The sequence below is a fragment of the Clostridium budayi genome (assembly GCF_055396605.1).
The window spans coordinates 149,381-169,685 of the sequence record NZ_AP042456.1 but is presented as its reverse complement, the minus strand read 5'-3'; the positions used below and the strand labels follow the sequence as shown (position 1 = coordinate 169,685).

The following is a 20,305-nucleotide window of genomic DNA, read 5'->3' as shown; positions in this document are numbered from 1 at the left end:
TAATAAGTCAAAGCTATATATTACTTCTTTTTAATAAATATTCTAATTGAAAAAAAGAAAGCCAATTACTTGGCTTTCTTTTACTTCTTTATTGTTACAACTACTCTTCTGAAAGGTTCTTCACCTTCGCTATGAGTGCTTATTGCTTCATCATTTTGAAGAGCAGCATGTATTATTCTTCGTTCATATGGATTCATTGGTTCTAATCTAAAAGGTCTCTTACTTCTTTTTACTTTGCTAGCAGTTTTAAGTGCAACTTTCTTTAAAGTTTCTTCTCTTTTAGCTCTATAATTTTCAGTATCTAATACAACCTTTTTATAAGGAATATCATGACCTTTATTTATAACTAAAGATGTCAAATATTGAAGTGAATCTAAAGTTTCTCCTCTGTATCCTATTATTAAACCCATTTTAGGACCAGTAAGATTAATCTTTACTGTATTATTTTCTTCGGTTATTTTAATTTCTGCTAAAACACCCATAGAATCTAATATACTTCTAATAAATTCTTTAGCATCATCAATATAATTTCTCTTAACAGTTACTTTAACCTTTGCAGGTTTTGTTCCTATAAGACTTAAAAATCCTTTTGAGCCTTCATCAATTACATCGATTATAACATTATCTTTAGTAACATTTAATTCATTAAGTGCATTTTTTATTGCATCATCAACATTCTTACCAGTTACTTCAATAAACTTCATATACCCTATTCACCAACTCTCACAGAATATTAATTTATATAATTATTTCTTTTTCTTTTTCTTGTTATATTCTTCAGGCATCGCAAACTTATTCTTTTGTTCTACCTTTTCCATCTCTTCTTGCTCTTGTTCTTTCTTTTTAGCCATTACAGGTCTAACATTTAAGAAGTATGTTTGTATTAACTGATATACTCCACTAGTTACCCAGTAAATAACAAGTAATGAAGGGAAATTAAATGACATTACCCCCATCATTAATGACATACCAATATTCATTGGCATCATGTTCATTCCTGAAGATTCTGCTGCCGGATTAGCCTTTGTCATCATATATGATGGTATGAAAGTACTAAGCGCTGCTAATACTGGTAATATAACCATTGGGTCTCTTCCACTTAAATCAGGTAACCATAAGAAACTAACATTTTTAATTTGTGCAACAACATCTGGATTACTAAATGTATAGTAAAGAGCCATTAATATTGGAAGTGGAATTAACATAGGTAAACATCCACCTGTCATGCTTATGTTATTTTCTTTGTAGATTTTCATCATTTCCATATTAGCTTTTTGAGGGTCATTTTTATACTTTTCTTGAACCTTCTTTATTACAGGCTGGAATTCCTGCATTTTTCTAGTTGATTTTATTGATTTTATACTAAACGGTAACACAGCTGTTTTAATTATTATTGTTAAAACAACAACTGATAGTACATATGCTAATCCTGGATCTGTTATACCTACAGATGTAATTAGCGTATGAAGCTTATCAAATATGATAGTAAAAAAATCAATTATTGGTTTGAACAGTGTCATCATATTCTTTTATCCTCCCATACTCTATTTAACAGGATCATATCCACCTTTACTTAAAGGATTACACCTTAAAATTCTCCAAATAGCCATAAGACTCCCCCTGAATGCCCCATGTTTTTCAATAGCTTCAATTGCATATTGTGAACAAGTAGGAACATATCTACAACATGGAGTTTTTAAGGGTGATATATTTTTCCTATAAAATCTAATTAGATTTATTATCACTTTCTTCATTATAATATAGGCCTGCTTTCTTAAATAAACTTAGCATAGCTTTTTCAACATCATGAAAATTTTTATCTTTCATATTTGTTCTTGCAATAAATATAAAGTCAAAACCCTTTTTGATAGAAGTTTCATTTAATCTATAACTTTCCATAATCAATCTCTTGCTTCTACTTCTTACTACACTATTTCCAACTTTCTTACTAACAGAAACTCCTATTTTATTATAAGATCCATTCTTTGGATCGCTATTTTTTCTATTATTATAAGTATATAATACCAAAAGATTATTAGCTAATGATTTTCCTCTTCTATATACTGTTCTAAATTCATTGTTCTTCTTTAATCTATATATCATGGGTATTTTAATACTCCTTTTTTCCTACATTGTAGAAAAAAGGCCACTAAAGTGCGGCCCTTATGCTGTTAATTTTTTTCTACCTTTTTGTCTTCTTTTTCTAAGAATGTTTCTTCCTGAAGCAGTCTTCATTCTCTTTCTGAAGCCATGTTCTTTTTTTCTTTGTCTTTTTTTAGGTTGGTATGTCATGAACATTTACACTACACCCCCTTTAAGTTTTTTTAAGTCAATACAGTCAAATGACTATACTTCTCTTTATATTTTAGATTTACCTTATCATTATATATATATACACTTCTTATGTCAAGAATATAGGTATCTGTTGATAAATCTTTCTCTTATATTATAAAAATTGTGGATAACTTGTTGAATCCCTTCATTTACTTATGGTATCATAGATAATGTATTGTGAATAACTTGTTATTTAATAGAAGTTATCCACACCTGTGGATATATTTGTTGATAACTTGTTCCCTTTTTCTTGATAAACTATGTATTTATGTTGCCTTTTCCCTGAAACAGGCACTATTTGTATAATTTTAGTTGTTGAAAAAGACTTTATATTCACTTGTGGATAAGTTTATATCCTTTTTTAATTCCACATAATTATTAACATGTGGATAAATTTATATACATATTTTTTAAAAAAATCGGCTTTGTTAATAATTTGTTGATATTCTGTTATTACCCTGTTATTAACATAATTTTTAAATAATAAAATTTAAAAAAATTTTCGACTGGAGGATTAGAAATGAATGCAGAGCTGAAAGAATTATGGGAAAAAACACTAAATATTATTAAAGGTGAATTGAGCGAGGTAAGCTTTAATACATGGATTAAAAGCTGCGAACCAATTTCTATGTTTTCTGATACTATAAGAATAAGCGTTCCTAATGCATTCACCCAAGAAATACTTGAAAAAAGATATAAAGATTTAGTGGCAAATTCAATAAGAGCTATATGTTCTAAGCTTTATAATATTGAATTTTTAATAGCTTCTGAAATTCAAAATACTGAAGAAGAAAAATCAGAAAAACAATCTAATAAAAAGATCAAAGAAGATACTAAGGTTATAGTAAATGATGAAATGAATACTAACCTAAATCCTAAGTATACTTTTGATTCTTTCGTAATTGGTAATAGTAATAGATTTGCTCATGCAGCCTCACTTGCGGTAGCTGAATCACCAGCTAAGGCTTACAATCCTCTATTTATATATGGAGGAGTTGGGCTTGGAAAAACCCACTTAATGCATGCCATTGGACATTATGTATTACAAAATAATCCTAGTGCTAAAGTAGTTTACGTATCTTCAGAAAAATTCACTAATGAGCTTATCAATGCTATAAAAGACGATAAAAATGAAGAATTTAGAACAAAATACAGAAATGTAGATGTTCTTCTTATAGACGATATCCAATTTATAGCTGGAAAAGAAAGAACTCAAGAAGAATTCTTCCATACATTTAATGCTTTGCACGATGCCAATAAACAAATAATTCTATCATCTGATAGACCGCCAAAAGAAATCCCTACATTAGAAGACAGATTAAGATCTAGATTCGAATGGGGTCTAATTGCTGATATCCAAGTTCCAGACTTTGAAACTAGGATGGCAATCTTAAAAAAGAAGGCAGATGTAGAGAAGTTAAATGTAGCTAATGAAGTTATGGTATATATAGCTACTAAAATAAAATCGAATATTAGAGAATTAGAAGGGGCATTAATTAGAATAGTGGCCTATTCATCTCTTACTAATAGAGAAATAACTGTAGACTTAGCATCTGAAGCTTTAAAAGACATCATATCTAAAAAGCAAGGAAAGCATATTACTATAGAAATAATACAAGATGTAGTCGCAAATTATTTCAATCTTAGAGTAGAAGACTTAAAATCCCAAAGAAGAACGCGTAACGTATCTTATCCTAGACAAATTGCTATGTATTTAAGTAGAAAACTTACGGATATGTCTCTTCCAAAGATAGGCGAAGAGTTTGGGGGTAGAGACCACACTACTGTAATACATGCTTACGAAAAGATATCTGATAATTTAAATAGAGATGAAAGTCTACAACACACTATTGATGATTTAACTAAAAAGCTAACTCAAGGTTAATTTTTTTCTAAAAATTTAGTTATCAACAATTGTAGATAATAACTCTAGAATAACCTGTGGATAAATGCTATAAATAAAGTTCCTGTGAATTACTGTGGATAAGTTATACTAAAAGTTACTTACTTATCCACACTATTTTTTTATAAAATGTTCGCGTATTTAGAGGGTTTTAAGTACTTATCAACATATCCACAGGCCCTACTACTATTATTACTATAAATTTTATATTTATCTAACTAAACTAAACCAATCTTATCTGTGAATAAGTAAGGAGGATCATAAATGATTTTTATATGTGAAAAACAAAAATTACAAGAAGGTATTTCAATAGTTCAAAAAGCTATAACTGGTAAATCAACAATGTCAGTTTTAGAAGGTATTTACATAAATGCAAATAAAGAAGGCTTAACACTAATTGGATCTGATATGGACGTTAGTATAGAAAGTAAAGTTGAAGCTGATGTTATGACTGAAGGAAGCATTGTAATAGATGCTAAAATATTTGGTGAAATTATACGGAAGTTACCTAATTCAGATATAAAAATAGAAACTTTAGAAAATGATACAGTTCAAATAACATGTGAAAAATCAGTATTTAACGTTGTTTATATGAATGCTGATGAATTCCCTGAATTACCTCAAATAAATCAAGATATGAAAGTTGAAGTTCCACAAAACATATTAAAAAATATGATAAAAGGAACATCATTTGCTATAGCTCAAGATGAAACTAGACCAATATTACAAGGTGTTTTATTTGAAGTTAAAGATAAAACATTGAATCTTGTTGCATTAGATGGATACAGACTTGCAATTAGAAGTGAATATTTAGATAGCGAAATTGATATAGAAAAAGTAATTCCTGGGAAGACTTTAAATGAAGTATCAAAAATATTAGAAGATACTAACGATATAGTAGAAATAAACTTTACTAACAATCATATTTTATTTAACTTAAATAAAACTAGAATTATTTCAAGATTATTAGAAGGAAAGTATGTAAATTATAAATCATTACTTCCTCAAGAACATAAATTAACAGTTACAGTTAAAAAACAAGATCTACAAAATGGAATAGAAAGAGCTTCACTTATGGCTAAGGATGGAAATAACAATTTAATAAAATTAGACATCCAAGATGAAGCTGTAATTATAACTTCTAATTCTCAATTGGGAAAGGTTAGAGAAGAAGTTTTAATAAATCTGCAAGGTGACAAGATTCAAATTGCATTTAACTCAAGATATTTAATTGATGTATTAAAGAATTTTGAAGAAGAAGAGGTTATACTAGAAATGACTTCAAGTGTAAGTCCTTGTATAATTAAAGCAAAAGAAGCCGATAATTATAAATACTTAGTATTACCAGTTAGATTAATAAGATAGAAAAGGAGGAAGGAAACTTGTATAAATATACAAGGAATTATGCAAGTTTCCTCTTAACTACAATATGAAAGAAATTAATATTAATACAGAATTTATAAAATTAGATGCATTTTTAAAATGGGCAGGTATTGCTTCATTAGGATCTGAGGCAAAAATTTACATTTTAGAAGAGATGGTAAAAGTAAATGGTGAAGTTTGCACTCAAAGAGGAAAAAAATTAAGAGTTAACGATACAGTTGAATTTGAAGGCGAAATATATAAAATAGTATAAATTCAAAAACACTCTAATTGATGAAGTAATTTAAATATAAGCTTTTATTCTGTTAATATGATATAATTAAATGGGTGTTTATAGATGTATGTAAAAAAGCTTAAATTAATTAATTATAGAAATTACGAAAACCTAGAAATAAATTTAGGAAAGCATGTCAATGTTTTTATGGGTGATAATGCTCAAGGTAAAACTAACATTTTAGAAGCAATATATTATTGTGCTTTTGCTAAATCTCATAGAACATCAAGAGATAGAGAACTTATAAATTGGAATGGAGATGTCTCGTTTGTAAGTATTAGTGTTGGTAAGAATAGATTAGATAAGAAAATTGATATGAACATCCTAAAGGACGGTAAAAAAATTATTAAGGTAAATTCCATAAAGATAAGTAAAATTGGAGAGCTCTTTGGTACTTTTAATGTTGTTATGTTTTCACCAGAAGATTTAAAGATAATTAAAGATTCACCAGGGATTAGAAGAAAATTTATAGATATGGAACTATGCCAATTAGATTCTAAGTACTACTACAATTTAGTTCAATACAATAAAGTGATGAATGAGAGAAATAGTGTACTTAAAAATAGAAATCTAGATTTAGAAATGCTAGATATATATGATCTTCAGTTAGCTAACTTTGGATCATACATAATTGAACGAAGATTGTCCTATCTAAAATCTCTAAACCAGTATTCTGAAGATATACATAAGGAAATTACTTCAGGTAAGGAAAATATAGAGTTTAAATACAATTCTACCATAAGGAATCTTGATAATATCCAAGATGAATTCTATGAAACATTAAGAAAAAACAGAAAACGTGATTTAGAAAAAGGTATAACAAGTCACGGACCTCATAGAGATGATTTCTCTGTTTATATAAACAATGTTGATACGAAAAGCTTTGGTTCACAGGGTCAACAGAGAACTGCTGTACTTACTATGAAGTTTGCATCTTTGAGGATTATAAAAGAAATAACAGGAGAATATCCAGTCTTATTATTAGATGATGTATTATCGGAATTAGATTTTAATAGAAAAAGATACGTTTTAAGTTCAATTGGGGATATACAGACAATAATAACTTGTACTGGAATTGAAGATTTGAATGATTATTTAGATAAAGATTCAAAGCTATTTAAAGTAAAAGAGGGAAAAGTCTCTAAATAAAAGGAGGAATTCTAAATGTTTTTACACTTAGGAGAAAATGTTGTAGTTCCAATAAAAGATGTTATTGGAATATTTGATTTACAGACAACAATGTATAGCTCTGATACAATTCAATTTTTAAGAATGGCAGAAGAAGATGGATTTGTGGAAAGAATAACAGATGATAAACCAAAATCATTTGTTATAGCTGAAGTTGATAAGAAAAGTAAGATATATTTATCACCTATTTCTTCATCAACATTAACTAAAAGAACAGATTTGGAGTATAATCCGTAAGTCCAATATTAACCTTCAATAAGACAGGAAAAAATAAATATTTAGGAGGAATCTATGTTGGAACAAAAAAAACAAAGTTATGATGAAAATCAGATACAAGTTCTTGAAGGACTAGAGGCTGTAAGAAAAAGACCTGGTATGTACATAGGTAGTACTAGTTCAAGAGGATTACACCATTTAGTTTACGAAATAGTTGATAATAGTATAGACGAAGCACTTGCTGGATACTGTAAAAATATTAGAGTTACAATAAACGAAGATAACTCAGTAACAGTAGAAGATGACGGTAGAGGTATGCCAGTTGGTATGCACCCTAAGATGGGTAAACCAACAGTAGAAGTCATTATGACTGTTCTTCATGCAGGTGGTAAATTCGGTGGAGGCGGATACAAAGTATCAGGTGGTCTACACGGGGTTGGTGCATCTGTTGTTAATGCTCTTTCAGAAGAATGTAGAGTAACAGTTAAAAGAGAAGGTAAGGTTTGGAGACAAGAATATAAAAGAGGAAATGTTGTTACTGATCTAGAAGAAATCGGAGTAAGTGATAGTACTGGTACAACAGTTTACTTTAAACCTGATAAAGAAATCTTTGATGAATTAATATATGATTTTGAAATTCTTTCACAAAGATTAAGAGAACTTGCTTTCTTAAACAAAGGAATTAATATAACGTTAGTAGATAAAAGATACGATAAAGAAGAATCATATCATTATGAAGGTGGTATAAAATCTTTCGTAACTTACTTAAATAGAAATAAGCAACCATTACATGAAGAACCAATATACGTAGAAGGTTTAAAAGATGACATAATGGTTGAAGTAGCACTTCAATACAATGATGGCTATACTGAAAATATTTTTACCTTTGCAAATAATATAGATACTATAGAAGGTGGTACACACTTAGTTGGTTTTAAAACTGCATTAACTAGAGTATTTAATGATTATGCAAAGAGATTTGGGCATTTAAAAGAAAATGATAAAAATCTTTCAGGTGAAGATATAAGAGAAGGCTTAACATGTGTAATATCAGTTAAGATAGGTGAACCACAATTCGAAGGACAAACAAAAACTAAACTAGGTAATAGTGAAGTTAGAGGAATAGTTGATTCAGTTGTTGGTGAAGGTGTTGGAACATTCTTAGAAGAAAATCCAGCAATAGCCAAGATTATAATAGATAAAGCATTAATGGCAGCTAGAGCAAGAGATGCAGCAAGAAAGGCAAGAGAACTTACAAGAAAGACTGTTTTAGAAAGATCAGCACTTCCAGGTAAACTTGCAGATTGTTCATCAAAAGATCCTATGGAATGTGAAATCTACATAGTCGAAGGGGACTCAGCGGGAGGATCAGCAAAGCAAGGAAGAGATAGAAAATTCCAAGCTATATTACCACTAAGAGGTAAGATTATGAACGTTGAAAAACAAAGACTAGATAAGATCTTAAATTCAGATACTATAAGATCAATGGTAACAGCCTTTGGTGCAGGTATAGGAAAGGATTTTGATATATCAAAGATAAGATATAACAGAATAATAATAATGACAGATGCCGACGTAGATGGAGCACACATAAGAACATTATTATTAACTTTCTTCTACAGATACATGAGAGAATTAATAGATGGCGGTCATGTTTATATAGCACAACCACCATTATATAAAGTTGCAAAATCTAAGAAAGAATACTATGCTTACTCAGATCAAGAACTTGATAACATATTAACCGAGATTGGTGGAAAAGATAATTCAACTAATATTCAAAGATATAAAGGTCTTGGAGAAATGAATGCAACTCAATTATGGGAAACAACAATGGATCCAGAACAAAGAATATTACTAAAAGCAACTGTAGAAGATGCTATGGCTGCAGATGAAATATTCACTATACTTATGGGAGAAAAAGTTGAACCAAGAAGAGAATTTATTCAAGATAATGCTAAGCAAGTAAGTAACTTAGACATTTAGTACTAAATATGAGGTGAAGTACATGAGTTTTAATGAGGGAAGAGTAATACCCGTAGATATAAAGAACGAAATGAAGAAGTGTTATATTGACTATGCCATGAGTGTTATAGTTGGTCGTGCGCTTCCAGACGTTAGAGATGGATTAAAACCTGTTCACAGAAGAATTCTTTATTCAATGCAAGAATTAGGATTAGCGCCTGAGAAAGGTTATAGAAAATGTGCCAGAATAGTTGGGGAAGTACTTGGTAAATATCACCCACACGGTGATTCTTCAGTATATGATGCTTTAGTTAGAATGGCTCAAGATTTCTCAATGAGATATATGCTAGTAGATGGTCACGGTAACTTTGGATCAGTTGATGGTGATAGCGCTGCGGCAATGAGATATACAGAAGCAAAGATGAATAAAATCGCAAGTCAAATGTTAAGAGATATAACAAAAAATACAGTTGATTTTATTCCAAACTTTGATGGTGAAGAAAAAGAACCATCAGTACTACCTTCAAGATTCCCTAATCTTTTAGTAAATGGATCATCAGGTATAGCAGTTGGTATGGCAACAAACATACCTCCACATAACTTAGGTGAAGTTATAGATGGAACAATAATGCTTATAGATAATCCAGAAGCTGAAGTTTTAGATTTAATGACTGCAATAAAAGGACCAGATTTCCCAACAGGATCAACTATAATGGGTAAGTCAGGAATTAGATCAGCTTACGAAACAGGTAAGGGTAAAGTTATCGTTAGAGCAGAAGCTGAGATAGAAGAGGAAAACAACAGACATAGAATAGTTGTTACAGAATTACCTTATCAAGTTAATAAAGCTAGACTTATAGAAAATATTGCGGATTTAGTTAAAGATAAAAAGATAAATGGAATATCAGACTTAAGAGATGAATCTGATAGAGAAGGTATGAGAATCGTTATAGAACTTAAGAGAGATGCAAATCCTAATGTAGTTCTAAACCTTCTATACAAGCACACAAAGATGCAAGATACATTCGGTGTAACTATGCTTGCATTAGTTGATAATGAACCACAAATACTTAACTTAAAACAAATACTAGGTCATTATATTAACTTCCAAAAAGATGTTATTACTAGAAGGACTATATTTGAATTAAATAAGGCAGAGGCTAGAGCACATATCTTAGAAGGATTAAGAATAGCTTTAGATAATATTGATGAAGTCATAAATATTATAAGAGGATCAAAGACTTCAGAAATAGCTAAAAATACTCTTATGGAAAGATTTAATCTTTCAGAAAAACAAGCTCAATCTATTCTTGAAATGAGACTTAGAAGACTTACAGGATTAGAAAGAGATAAAATTGAAGAAGAATATGCTGAACTTATGAAAGAAATTGAATATTTAAAATCAATTCTTGCAAGTGAAGAAAAGCTTCTTTCAGTAATAAAAGAAGAATTAATAGAAATTAAAAATAAATATAATGATGAAAGAAGAACTAAGATAGAAACTAATGTAAATGAAATTGATGTAGAAGATTTAATTCAAGAGAAGGAAATCGTAATTACATTAACTCATTCAGGTTATATTAAGAGAATTTCATCAGATGTATACTCAGCTCAAAAAAGAGGGGGTAAGGGAATACAAGCAATGTCTACTAAGGAAGATGACTTCGTAGAACATGTTATGGTAACATCAACTCACTCAGATATACTATTCTTCACAAATAGAGGTAGAGTATACAAATTAAGAGGATATCAAATACCTGAAGCTGGAAGAGCAGCTAAGGGAACTAATTTAATAAATCTTATAGCAATAGAACCAGATGAAAGAATAGAAACAGTTCTAACTGTAAATGATGTTTATGAAAATGGATATCTATTTATGGGAACTAAGAATGGTATAGTTAAGAAGACTAATCTTAACGAATTCAAGAACTTAAGAAAGAATGGTCTTATTGCAATTAACTTAAGAGAAGGAGATGAACTTCTAAAAGTTAAGATGACAAGAGGAGATGCTAATATCATAATGGTTACTCAAAATGGTTTAGCTATTAAGTTCAATGAACAAGATGTTAGACCAATGGGTAGAACAGCATCAGGTGTTAAGGCGATAAGCTTAAGTGATGATGATATAGCTGTATGTATGGATATAGCTGTTGATGATGAAGATTTATTAGTAGTTAGTGAAAATGGATTTGGTAAGAGAACTCCAATAAGTGAATATAAAGTCCAAAATAGAGGCGGTAAAGGATTATTAACTTACAAGATAAATGATAAAACAGGTAAGTTAATTGGAGCTACTATGTGTAAGGCTGAAGATGAACTTATGCTTATAAATAATAGTGGTGTTGCTATAAGAATAAACATAGAAGATGTTTCAGTAACAGGAAGAGCTACTATGGGAGTTAAGCTAATGAGAACTCTTGAAGAAGAACAAGTAGTTACAATCACTAAAATAACTAGCGATGGAAATGATGATAAAGAGGAATTAGTTCAAACTGAATTAGTTGTAGATGAAAAATCAGAAGTTAATTCAGAAGAGGCTAATGATAATTCATTAGATAAGCTTTTAGATAGAGCAAGTGAAGATGATGAATAATATTTAATAAATAGGTTCGTAGTACAAATTTTTGTGCTATGGGCCTATTATTTTTTAGAAAATATATTAAATAACTATATTTTTATAGTATAGAATACAAAGTTTTTATAGTGTAATTATAGTTTAAAAGAGTGATTTTTATTAATTTATATAGTAAGTACATAAAAAAATAATATACTCTTTGCCAGGCGTATCATTATTAGAAATAATAAGTATTTAAAAGAAATATAGAGAAATATAGATATAAATTATAAAAATAAAGATAATATAGATTATACAGAATGATATATATGATAATATAAATCTCGTCGCTGATGACGACACGGAAACAACGAAACAAACTTGAAAAAAGTTTTTAAAAAGTTGTTGACAAGATGTTGAAACGGTGATAAGATTTAATAGTCGCTTGAGGGCGACGAAGTAAATTTGGTCTTTGAAAATTGAACAGAATATATAGAATACATTTAAACCAGCAATTCTTTTATTAAAGTAAGTTTTATGAGTTAACAGATTAAACTTTTTATTGAGAGTTTGATCCTGGCTCAGGACGAACGCTGGCGGCGTGCCTAACACATGCAAGTCGAGCGATGAAGTTTCCTTCGGGAAACGGATTAGCGGCGGACGGGTGAGTAACACGTGGGTAACCTGCCTCATAGAGGGGAATAGCCTCCCGAAAGGGAGATTAATACCGCATAACATTGCAGTTTCGCATGAAACAGCAATTAAAGGAGCAATCCGCTATGAGATGGACCCGCGGCGCATTAGCTAGTTGGTAAGGTAATGGCTTACCAAGGCGACGATGCGTAGCCGACCTGAGAGGGTGATCGGCCACATTGGGACTGAGACACGGCCCAGACTCCTACGGGAGGCAGCAGTGGGGAATATTGCACAATGGGGGAAACCCTGATGCAGCAACGCCGCGTGAGTGATGACGGTCTTCGGATTGTAAAGCTCTGTCTTTGGGGACGATAATGACGGTACCCAAGGAGGAAGCCACGGCTAACTACGTGCCAGCAGCCGCGGTAATACGTAGGTGGCGAGCGTTGTCCGGATTTACTGGGCGTAAAGGGAGCGTAGGCGGATTTTTAAGTGGGATGTGAAATACCCGGGCTCAACCTGGGTGCTGCATTCCAAACTGGGAATCTAGAGTGCAGGAGGGGAGAGTGGAATTCCTAGTGTAGCGGTGAAATGCGTAGAGATTAGGAAGAACACCAGTGGCGAAGGCGACTCTCTGGACTGTAACTGACGCTGAGGCTCGAAAGCGTGGGGAGCGAACAGGATTAGATACCCTGGTAGTCCACGCCGTAAACGATGGATACTAGGTGTGGGAGGTATCAACTCCTTCCGTGCCGCCGCTAACGCATTAAGTATCCCGCCTGGGGAGTACGGTCGCAAGATTAAAACTCAAAGGAATTGACGGGGGCCCGCACAAGTAGCGGAGCATGTGGTTTAATTCGAAGCAACGCGAAGAACCTTACCTAGACTTGACATCCTCTGCATTACCCTTAATCGGGGAAGTTCCTTCGGGAACAGAGTGACAGGTGGTGCATGGTTGTCGTCAGCTCGTGTCGTGAGATGTTGGGTTAAGTCCCGCAACGAGCGCAACCCCTATTGTTAGTTGCTACCATTAAGTTGAGCACTCTAGCGAGACTGCCTGGGTTAACCAGGAGGAAGGTGGGGATGACGTCAAATCATCATGCCCCTTATGTCTAGGGCTACACACGTGCTACAATGGCAAGTACAGAGAGATGCAATACCGCGAGGTGGAGCTAAACTTCAAAACTTGTCTCAGTTCGGATTGTAGGCTGAAACTCGCCTACATGAAGCTGGAGTTACTAGTAATCGCGAATCAGCATGTCGCGGTGAATACGTTCCCGGGCCTTGTACACACCGCCCGTCACACCATGAGAGTTGGCAATACCCAAAGTTCGTGAGCTAACGCGTAAGCGAGGCAGCGACCTAAGGTAGGGTCAGCGATTGGGGTGAAGTCGTAACAAGGTAGCCGTAGGAGAACCTGCGGCTGGATCACCTCCTTTCTATGGAGAATTCAGTTAACAAGATGATTAACTGGTAAATAAAAAATTCGAAATTCGGATTTCTTCTTTAAAAGAAGGTTTAATGAAAATTCTGTTCAATTTTGAGAAACCAAGTTTCTCAAAATAAAATGTTCTTTGAAAATTGCATATGAATATAAATTGTTGATACAACAAGCCAAGAAAAAATGTATTTTTACAAATACTATTCTTTGTTAGATCTGAATTGTAATAATTTTGATATAAATGACTAAATAGGTCAAGCTACAAAGGGCGCATGGTGAATGCCTTGGCATCAGGAGCCGATGAAGGACGTGATAAGCTGCGATAAGCTTCGGGTAGGCGCACATAGCCAGAGATCCGGAGATTTCCGAATGAGGGAACTCACATGGGTTAACCCCATGTATCATATAGTGAATACATAGCTATATGAGGGTAACCTAGGGAACTGAAACATCTAAGTACCTAGAGGAAGAGAAAGAAAAATCGATTTTCTTAGTAGCGGCGAGCGAAAAGGAAAGAGCCCAAACCAAAGATTTATCTTTGGGGTTGCGGACAGAACATTAACTTAGGAAGCTATTGTAACCGAAGATAACTGGAAAGTTAAACCGTAGAGTGTAATAGTCACGTAGGTGAAACGAGAAAGCCTAAAGTTCTGATCCAGAGTACCACGAGACACGTGAAACCTTGTGGGAAGCAGGGAGGACCACCTCCCAAGGCTAAATACTACCTGATGACCGATAGTGAAGCAGTACCGTGAGGGAAAGGTGAAAAGAACCCCGGGAGGGGAGTGAAATAGAACCTGAAACCGTGTGCCTACAACCGATCAAAGCCCCTTATGAGGGTGATGATGTGCTTTTTGTAGAACGAGCCAACGAGTTACGGTATGTAGCAAGGTTAAGTACTTAAGGTACGGAGCCGAAGGGAAACCAAGTCTTAATAGGGCGACTAGTTGCATGCCGTAGACCCGAAACCGGGTGACCTATCCATGGCCAGGTTGAAGCGAGGGTAAAACCTCGTGGAGGACCGAACCACGTTGCTGTTGAAAAAGCATGGGATGAGCTGTGGATAGCGGAGAAATTCCAATCGAACTCGGAGATAGCTGGTTCTCCTCGAAATAGCTTTAGGGCTAGCGTCGGACATGTGAGTAGTGGAGGTAGAGCACTGAATGGGCTAGGGGGCATAGCGCTTACCGAACCTTATCAAACTCCGAATGCCACATACTTTTAATCCGGCAGTCAGACTGTGAGTGATAAGATCCATGGTCAAAAGGGAAACAGCCCAGATCGTCAGCTAAGGTCCCAAAGTGTAAGTTAAGTGGGAAAGGATGTGGGATTTCTAAGACAACTAGGATGTTGGCTTAGAAGCAGCCACTCATTGAAAGAGTGCGTAATAGCTCACTAGTCGAGAGATCCTGCGCCGAAAATGTAACGGGGCTAAACTTACCACCGAAGCTACGGGTTCACACTTAGTGTGAGCGGTAGAGGAGCGTTGTAATCGGGCTGAAGTCGTACCGTAAGGAGCGGTGGACTGATTACAAGTGAGAATGTTGGCATCAGTAGCGAGATGTAGGTGAGAATCCTACAGGCCGAATATCTAAGGTTTCCTCAGGAAGGTTCGTCCGCTGAGGGTTAGTCGGGACCTAAGCCGAGGCCGAAAGGCGTAGGTGATGGACAATCGGTTGATATTCCGATACCACTATAATCGTTATTATCGATGGTGTGACGGAGAAGGATAGGATGTGCTAACTATTGGATGTTAGTCTAAGCGTTTAGGGAGTTAGAGTAGGCAAATCCGCTTTAACAATCCTGAGGCGTGATGGGGAAGGTTCCACGGAACCGAAGTATCTGATTCCATGCTTCCAAGAAAAGCATCTAGAGAGAGAAGTAGTGCCCGTACCGCAAACCGACACAGGTAGATGAGGAGAGAATCCTAAGGCCGGCGGAAGAATTGCAGTTAAGGAACTAGGCAAATTGACCCCGTAACTTCGGGAGAAGGGGTGCCTACGAGAGTAGGTCGCAGAGAATAGGCCCAAGCAACTGTTTAGCAAAAACACAGGTCTCTGCTAAAGCGAAAGCTGATGTATAGGGGCTGACGCCTGCCCGGTGCTGGAAGGTTAAGGGGAACACTTAGCGTAAGCGAAGGTGTGAACTTAAGCCCCAGTAAACGGCGGCCGTAACTATAACGGTCCTAAGGTAGCGAAATTCCTTGTCAGGTAAGTTCTGACCCGCACGAATGGCGTAATGACTTGGGCACTGTCTCAACTGCAAATCCGGCGAAGTTGTAGTGCGAGTGAAGATGCTCGCTACCCGCGATTGGACGGAAAGACCCCGTAGAGCTTTACTGTAGCTTAGCATTGAATTTCGGTATTATCTGTACAGGATAGGTGGGAGACTGGGAAATCAGGACGTCAGTCCTGATGGAGTCGTCCTTGGGATACCACCCTGATATTACTGGAATTCTAACTGGACGCCATGAATCTGGTGACAGGACATTGTTAGGTGGGCAGTTTGACTGGGGCGGTCGCCTCCTAAAAAGTAACGGAGGCGCCCAAAGGTTCCCTCAGAACGGTCGGAAATCGTTCGTAGAGTGCAAAGGCAGAAGGGAGCCTGACTGCGACACCTACAAGTGGAGCAGGGACGAAAGTCGGGCTTAGTGATCCGGTGGTACCTCGTGGGAGGGCCATCGCTCAACGGATAAAAGCTACCTCGGGGATAACAGGCTGATCTCCCCCAAGAGTTCACATCGACGGGGAGGTTTGGCACCTCGATGTCGGCTCGTCGCATCCTGGGGCTGAAGTAGGTCCCAAGGGTTGGGCTGTTCGCCCATTAAAGCGGCACGCGAGCTGGGTTCAGAACGTCGTGAGACAGTTCGGTCCCTATCCGTCGCGGGCGTAGGAAATTTGAGAGGAGCTGTCCTTAGTACGAGAGGACCGGGATGGACTGACCTCTGGTGTACCAGTTGTTCTGCCAAGAGCATAGCTGGGTAGCTAAGTCGGGAAGGGATAAACGCTGAAAGCATCTAAGCGTGAAGCCCACCTCAAGATGAGATTTCCCATAGCATAAGCTAGTAAGACCCCTTGAAGAACACAAGGTTGATAGGTCAGAGGTGTAAGCATGGTAACATGTTCAGCTGACTGATACTAATAGGTCGAGGGCTTGACCAATAAAAACAGATGATCAACAAAAATTCATATGCAATTTTCAGAGAACACTCTGATATCTGGTGATGATGGCATAGAGGAAACACTCCTTCCCATTCCGAACAGGAAAGTTAAGCTCTATAGCGCTGATGGTACTTCACGGGTGACTGTGCGGGAGAGTAAGACGTTGCCAGGTCCAATGAGGATCTTTAGCTCAGTTGGTTAGAGCAACCGGCTCATAACCGGTAGGTCCGGGGTTCGAGTCCCTGAAGGTCCACCATTTCTGGGGGTATAGCTCAGTTGGGAGAGCACCTGCCTTGCACGCAGGGGGTCAAGAGTTCGAATCTCTTTATCTCCACCATATTTAAAGCTATGAACTAATGTTCATAGCTTTTTTTGTTGTTCTAAAATTGATAATGTATAAAGTAAATGGTATTATAAAATAAGATGAAGTTAAATTTTAAATTATTGAGGAATAAGTATGAGATATAGAATTAAACAATTTTATTGGGCAATTACTTCAAATTTAAAAGAAGTTGATAGTAATATAATTTCAAAATATTTAAATAAAGAAGAAAAAGAAGCTTTCAATAAATTGAAAACTTCTGAGAAACATCATTGCGTAAGAGTATGTAATGATGCTATTAATATGGCAAGAGAAGGTAATAATAATATAAATGAAAAAAAGTTAGCTAAAATTGCATTACTTCACGATGTTGGTAAGTGCGGAAATCCTTTAAATGTATTTGAAAAATCTATAATGGTTTTATTAGATCGATTTACTAAAGGAAAACTAAAAAATTATGCTTATATAAAAAAGGTAGACACTTATTATAATCATCCATTAAAAAGTGCAAAAATTTTAAAAAAAATAAGTTCTTATGATAATGAGTTTCTAGAAGCTATAGCAAGACATCATGAGAAAAGTTATACAGAAAATAATAAATACCTTGAGATAATAAAAAAGTGTGATAACATGAATTAAATATAAATATTGAGGGGGAAGTATGGATTCAAAGAGTAGAAGAGAAGATATACTAGTTAGACTTATAGAAAGTTTAACTCCTATAAAAGGGACTGATTTTGCAAAACTATATAATGTAACAAGACAGATAATAGTTAAAGATATAGCTATTTTAAGAGCAAAGGGAAATAAAATAATAGCAACACCAGATGGTTATATAATAACAAGTGAAGATAATAGAGTTAGAACTATATTGGCTGTATGTCATGAGAGTAATCGTATTGAAGAAGAACTTGAAATTATAATTAAATATGGTGGAATAATAGAAGATGTAATAGTAGAGCATCCTTTATATGGAGAGATAAAGGGAATACTTATGATAAAAAATCTTAATGACTTAAATAATTTTATTCAAAGATATGAAAATAATAAGGCTAAGCCATTATCAGTATTAACTAATGGAGTACACATACATACAATATCAGCTGATAATGAAGAAAATATGGAGTTAATTAAGAAGGAACTAAAAGAACGCAGATTTATTATTTCTTAAAGTGGTTACAAATGTGGAGGTATATAAAGTAATTATGGATTATGATGTATTGATATTAGGTGGAGGTATAGTTGGATGTGCTGTAGCATATGAGCTATCTAAATATAACCTTAATATAGCATTAATTGAAAAAGGATATGATGTGGCTGATGATATAGCTGTTGTTAACACTGCAATTGTTTATGATGGATCCGAAACTTCAAATGCTGTAATGGCTGATTTGGAAAATATAGGTAGTATACTTATAAAAGAAGCATGTGAAAAGTTTAATGTCCCATATAAAAAGATAGGTTATGTTAGAATTGCTACAACTGAAGAGCAAAGTCTAAAACTTGAAGAAATGTATTTAGCAGCTCAAAAAAGAGGAATAAAAGGTGTTAAATTAGTAGACAATGAAGGAATAAAAGATATAGAACCTAATTTAGAAGTTGATATTAAAAGAGCACTATACTCTAAAAATACTGCAATAATAGCACCTTATGACTTATCAATAGCATATGCAGAAGTTGCGGCGGATAATGGCGTTAACTTTAGATTAGAAGAAGAAGTTATAAGCATAAAGAAAATAAATAAGGGTTTTGATGTTGTTACAAATAAAAATAGATTTAAATGTAGAGTAGTAATAAATACTATTCCAGATGAATTCTATGTAGAAAATAATAAAACTTGTGACAATACACTAGAATCTATAGAAGCTGAATATACAATTCCTAAAAAGATGAATTATTTTCTAATGGAAGGGAAACTTAAGTGTAAGCTAAAAAGAGTTGTTGTTAATGTTATAGATGAGCAAACATTTGTAATGAATTCTCCAATGATTAATGGTGGAACTATGCTAGGAGTTAAGAATACTAATGTTTTAAGTATAGATGAGGGTGTAAAGTTCAGTAAACATATAACACCTAATATATACAAAGAAAAGATTAGTGAAATGATTAGAGAATCATACAAAAGAGATGAAATGGTAATAGATAATAGTGATATAGAAAATGGATATATAAGAGTTACAGGAAAGCATTACGGCAAGATGACTATTGCCCCGGCAATAGCGCAAAGTATAAGAGAAGCAATTGTTGACCTTATGAACTCATCATCTAAGAAAAACTTTATTGATAAAAGAAGAGAATTTTATAGATTCAGAGATTTAGATAGAGAAGAGATAAATGAAATTATAAAATTAGATAAGAGATATGGTAATATAATTTGCAATTGTAATAACGTTAGTGAAGGTGAGATTGTAGATTGTATTAGAAGACCACTTGGTGCAAGAACTGTTGAAGGAGTTAAAAAAAGAACTGGGGCTGGATATGGAGATTGTCATGGATCTTATTGTATAAGAAAAATAATGAAAATATTAGCTAGAGAAATGGATAAGAGTCCAATTGAAATAGTTAGAAATTCTAAAAACTCTAAAATTGTATCAGGAAGAATAAAGGAATTTGATGAAGTATAGAGGTGAGTAACTTTGAGTAGAAAAGATATTTTTACAAGCATAGTTAGAGTAAAAGGCGACATTAAACATAAAGTTGTTCCTGTAAAAAGTAGTGATAAAGTAGATATATCTTTATGGAAGGAATTCTCTAAGGTTATTGGTAGAATATATATAAGCACTCCAATTAATACTGGAGAAATTATATGTAAAAATATATTAAATACAGGAATTGATATTGTATGTGCAAAAAGAGTAGATAATGGCTAGAAAATGCTTAGTTAAATATTGACAAAGAAGCTTTAAATGTAATATATTAGAGTTAATC

General features: G+C 34.0%; 16 protein-coding genes, 2 tRNA genes and 3 rRNA genes. 16 read left to right on the top strand and 5 right to left on the bottom strand.

Annotated elements, in window-relative coordinates:
• Positions 1-80: 80 nt before the first annotated feature.
• Genes jag through rpmH form a run of 5 tightly spaced genes read right to left on the bottom strand, consistent with a single transcriptional unit; the run spans position 81 to position 2,298 of the window.
• Positions 81-704 carry an RNA-binding cell elongation regulator Jag/EloR gene (jag, locus tag ACZ5TJ_RS00750; protein ID WP_464200710.1) on the bottom strand — a complete coding sequence of 208 codons (624 nt, stop codon included), beginning with the start codon at positions 702-704 and terminating at the stop codon, positions 81-83.
• Between the two features lie 42 nt (positions 705-746).
• A complete protein-coding gene (yidC, locus tag ACZ5TJ_RS00745; protein ID WP_464202237.1) occupies positions 747-1,514 on the bottom strand; it encodes a membrane protein insertase YidC in 768 nt (255 codons plus the stop codon).
• Between the two features lie 30 nt (positions 1,515-1,544).
• The gene (gene yidD, locus ACZ5TJ_RS00740) at positions 1,545-1,754 is read right to left on the bottom strand and encodes a membrane protein insertion efficiency factor YidD (protein WP_039312319.1); all 210 of its coding nucleotides are present in this window, start codon (positions 1,752-1,754) and stop codon (positions 1,545-1,547) included.
• On the bottom strand, positions 1,726-2,103 hold the full coding sequence (gene rnpA, locus ACZ5TJ_RS00735) for a ribonuclease P protein component (RefSeq protein WP_464200708.1): 378 nt from the start codon (positions 2,101-2,103) through the stop codon (positions 1,726-1,728). Before rnpA ends, yidD begins: the two co-directional genes overlap by 29 nt.
• A 60-nt stretch (positions 2,104-2,163) precedes the next feature.
• Positions 2,164-2,298: a 50S ribosomal protein L34 gene (gene rpmH, locus ACZ5TJ_RS00730; RefSeq protein WP_024614019.1), complete on the bottom strand. Its 135-nt coding sequence runs from the start codon at positions 2,296-2,298 to the stop codon at positions 2,164-2,166.
• Positions 2,299-2,854: 556 nt separating this feature from the next.
• Here rpmH and dnaA point away from each other — a divergent pair.
• The 16 genes from dnaA to ACZ5TJ_RS00650 all read left to right on the top strand — a co-directional run bounded on the left by dnaA (position 2,855) and on the right by ACZ5TJ_RS00650 (position 20,247).
• Positions 2,855-4,219, top strand: coding sequence for a chromosomal replication initiator protein DnaA (dnaA, locus tag ACZ5TJ_RS00725; protein ID WP_464200707.1), 1,365 nt, complete (start codon positions 2,855-2,857; stop codon positions 4,217-4,219).
• Between the two features lie 282 nt (positions 4,220-4,501).
• On the top strand, positions 4,502-5,602 hold the full coding sequence (dnaN, locus tag ACZ5TJ_RS00720) for a DNA polymerase III subunit beta (protein ID WP_464200706.1): 1,101 nt from the start codon (positions 4,502-4,504) through the stop codon (positions 5,600-5,602).
• Positions 5,603-5,666: 64 nt separating this feature from the next.
• Positions 5,667-5,873: a S4 domain-containing protein YaaA gene (yaaA, locus tag ACZ5TJ_RS00715; RefSeq protein ID WP_045725273.1), complete on the top strand. Its 207-nt coding sequence runs from the start codon at positions 5,667-5,669 to the stop codon at positions 5,871-5,873.
• Positions 5,874-5,957: 84 nt separating this feature from the next.
• The gene (gene recF / locus ACZ5TJ_RS00710; RefSeq protein WP_464200703.1) at positions 5,958-7,043 is read left to right on the top strand and encodes a DNA replication/repair protein RecF; all 1,086 of its coding nucleotides are present in this window, start codon (positions 5,958-5,960) and stop codon (positions 7,041-7,043) included.
• Between the two features lie 15 nt (positions 7,044-7,058).
• The gene (gene remB / locus ACZ5TJ_RS00705; protein WP_039312332.1) at positions 7,059-7,319 is read left to right on the top strand and encodes an extracellular matrix regulator RemB; all 261 of its coding nucleotides are present in this window, start codon (positions 7,059-7,061) and stop codon (positions 7,317-7,319) included.
• Positions 7,320-7,373: 54 nt separating this feature from the next.
• Entirely contained in the window at positions 7,374-9,284 is a 1,911-nt protein-coding gene (gene gyrB, locus ACZ5TJ_RS00700) for a DNA topoisomerase (ATP-hydrolyzing) subunit B (RefSeq protein ID WP_196296496.1), read from the top strand.
• A 22-nt stretch (positions 9,285-9,306) separates the two neighbouring features.
• Entirely contained in the window at positions 9,307-11,856 is a 2,550-nt protein-coding gene (gyrA, locus tag ACZ5TJ_RS00695; protein WP_464200700.1) for a DNA gyrase subunit A, read from the top strand.
• A 519-nt stretch (positions 11,857-12,375) separates the two neighbouring features.
• A 16S ribosomal RNA gene (locus ACZ5TJ_RS00690) occupies positions 12,376-13,892 on the top strand.
• 254 nt (positions 13,893-14,146) lie between these two features.
• A 23S ribosomal RNA gene (locus tag ACZ5TJ_RS00685) occupies positions 14,147-17,055 on the top strand.
• Positions 17,056-17,110: 55 nt separating this feature from the next.
• Positions 17,111-17,227, top strand: a 5S ribosomal RNA gene (gene rrf, locus ACZ5TJ_RS00680).
• Together the 16S, 23S and 5S rRNA genes with 2 tRNA genes alongside form the textbook arrangement of a ribosomal RNA operon.
• 7 nt (positions 17,228-17,234) lie before the next feature.
• Positions 17,235-17,311, top strand: a tRNA-Ile gene (locus tag ACZ5TJ_RS00675).
• A gap of 5 nt (positions 17,312-17,316) precedes the next feature.
• Positions 17,317-17,392 (top strand) — tRNA-Ala (locus tag ACZ5TJ_RS00670).
• Between the two features lie 120 nt (positions 17,393-17,512).
• The gene (locus ACZ5TJ_RS00665) at positions 17,513-18,016 is read left to right on the top strand and encodes an HD domain-containing protein (protein WP_464200698.1); all 504 of its coding nucleotides are present in this window, start codon (positions 17,513-17,515) and stop codon (positions 18,014-18,016) included.
• A 22-nt stretch (positions 18,017-18,038) separates the two neighbouring features.
• Positions 18,039-18,548 (top strand): 3H domain-containing protein, encoded by a 510-nt coding sequence (locus ACZ5TJ_RS00660; protein WP_464200697.1) that lies wholly within the window; start codon positions 18,039-18,041, stop codon positions 18,546-18,548.
• A gap of 34 nt (positions 18,549-18,582) precedes the next feature.
• A complete protein-coding gene (locus ACZ5TJ_RS00655; protein ID WP_464200696.1) occupies positions 18,583-20,001 on the top strand; it encodes an FAD-dependent oxidoreductase in 1,419 nt (472 codons plus the stop codon).
• Positions 20,002-20,013: 12 nt separating this feature from the next.
• Entirely contained in the window at positions 20,014-20,247 is a 234-nt protein-coding gene (locus ACZ5TJ_RS00650; RefSeq protein WP_039312342.1) for a DUF1667 domain-containing protein, read from the top strand.
• Positions 20,248-20,305: the final 58 nt, after the last annotated feature.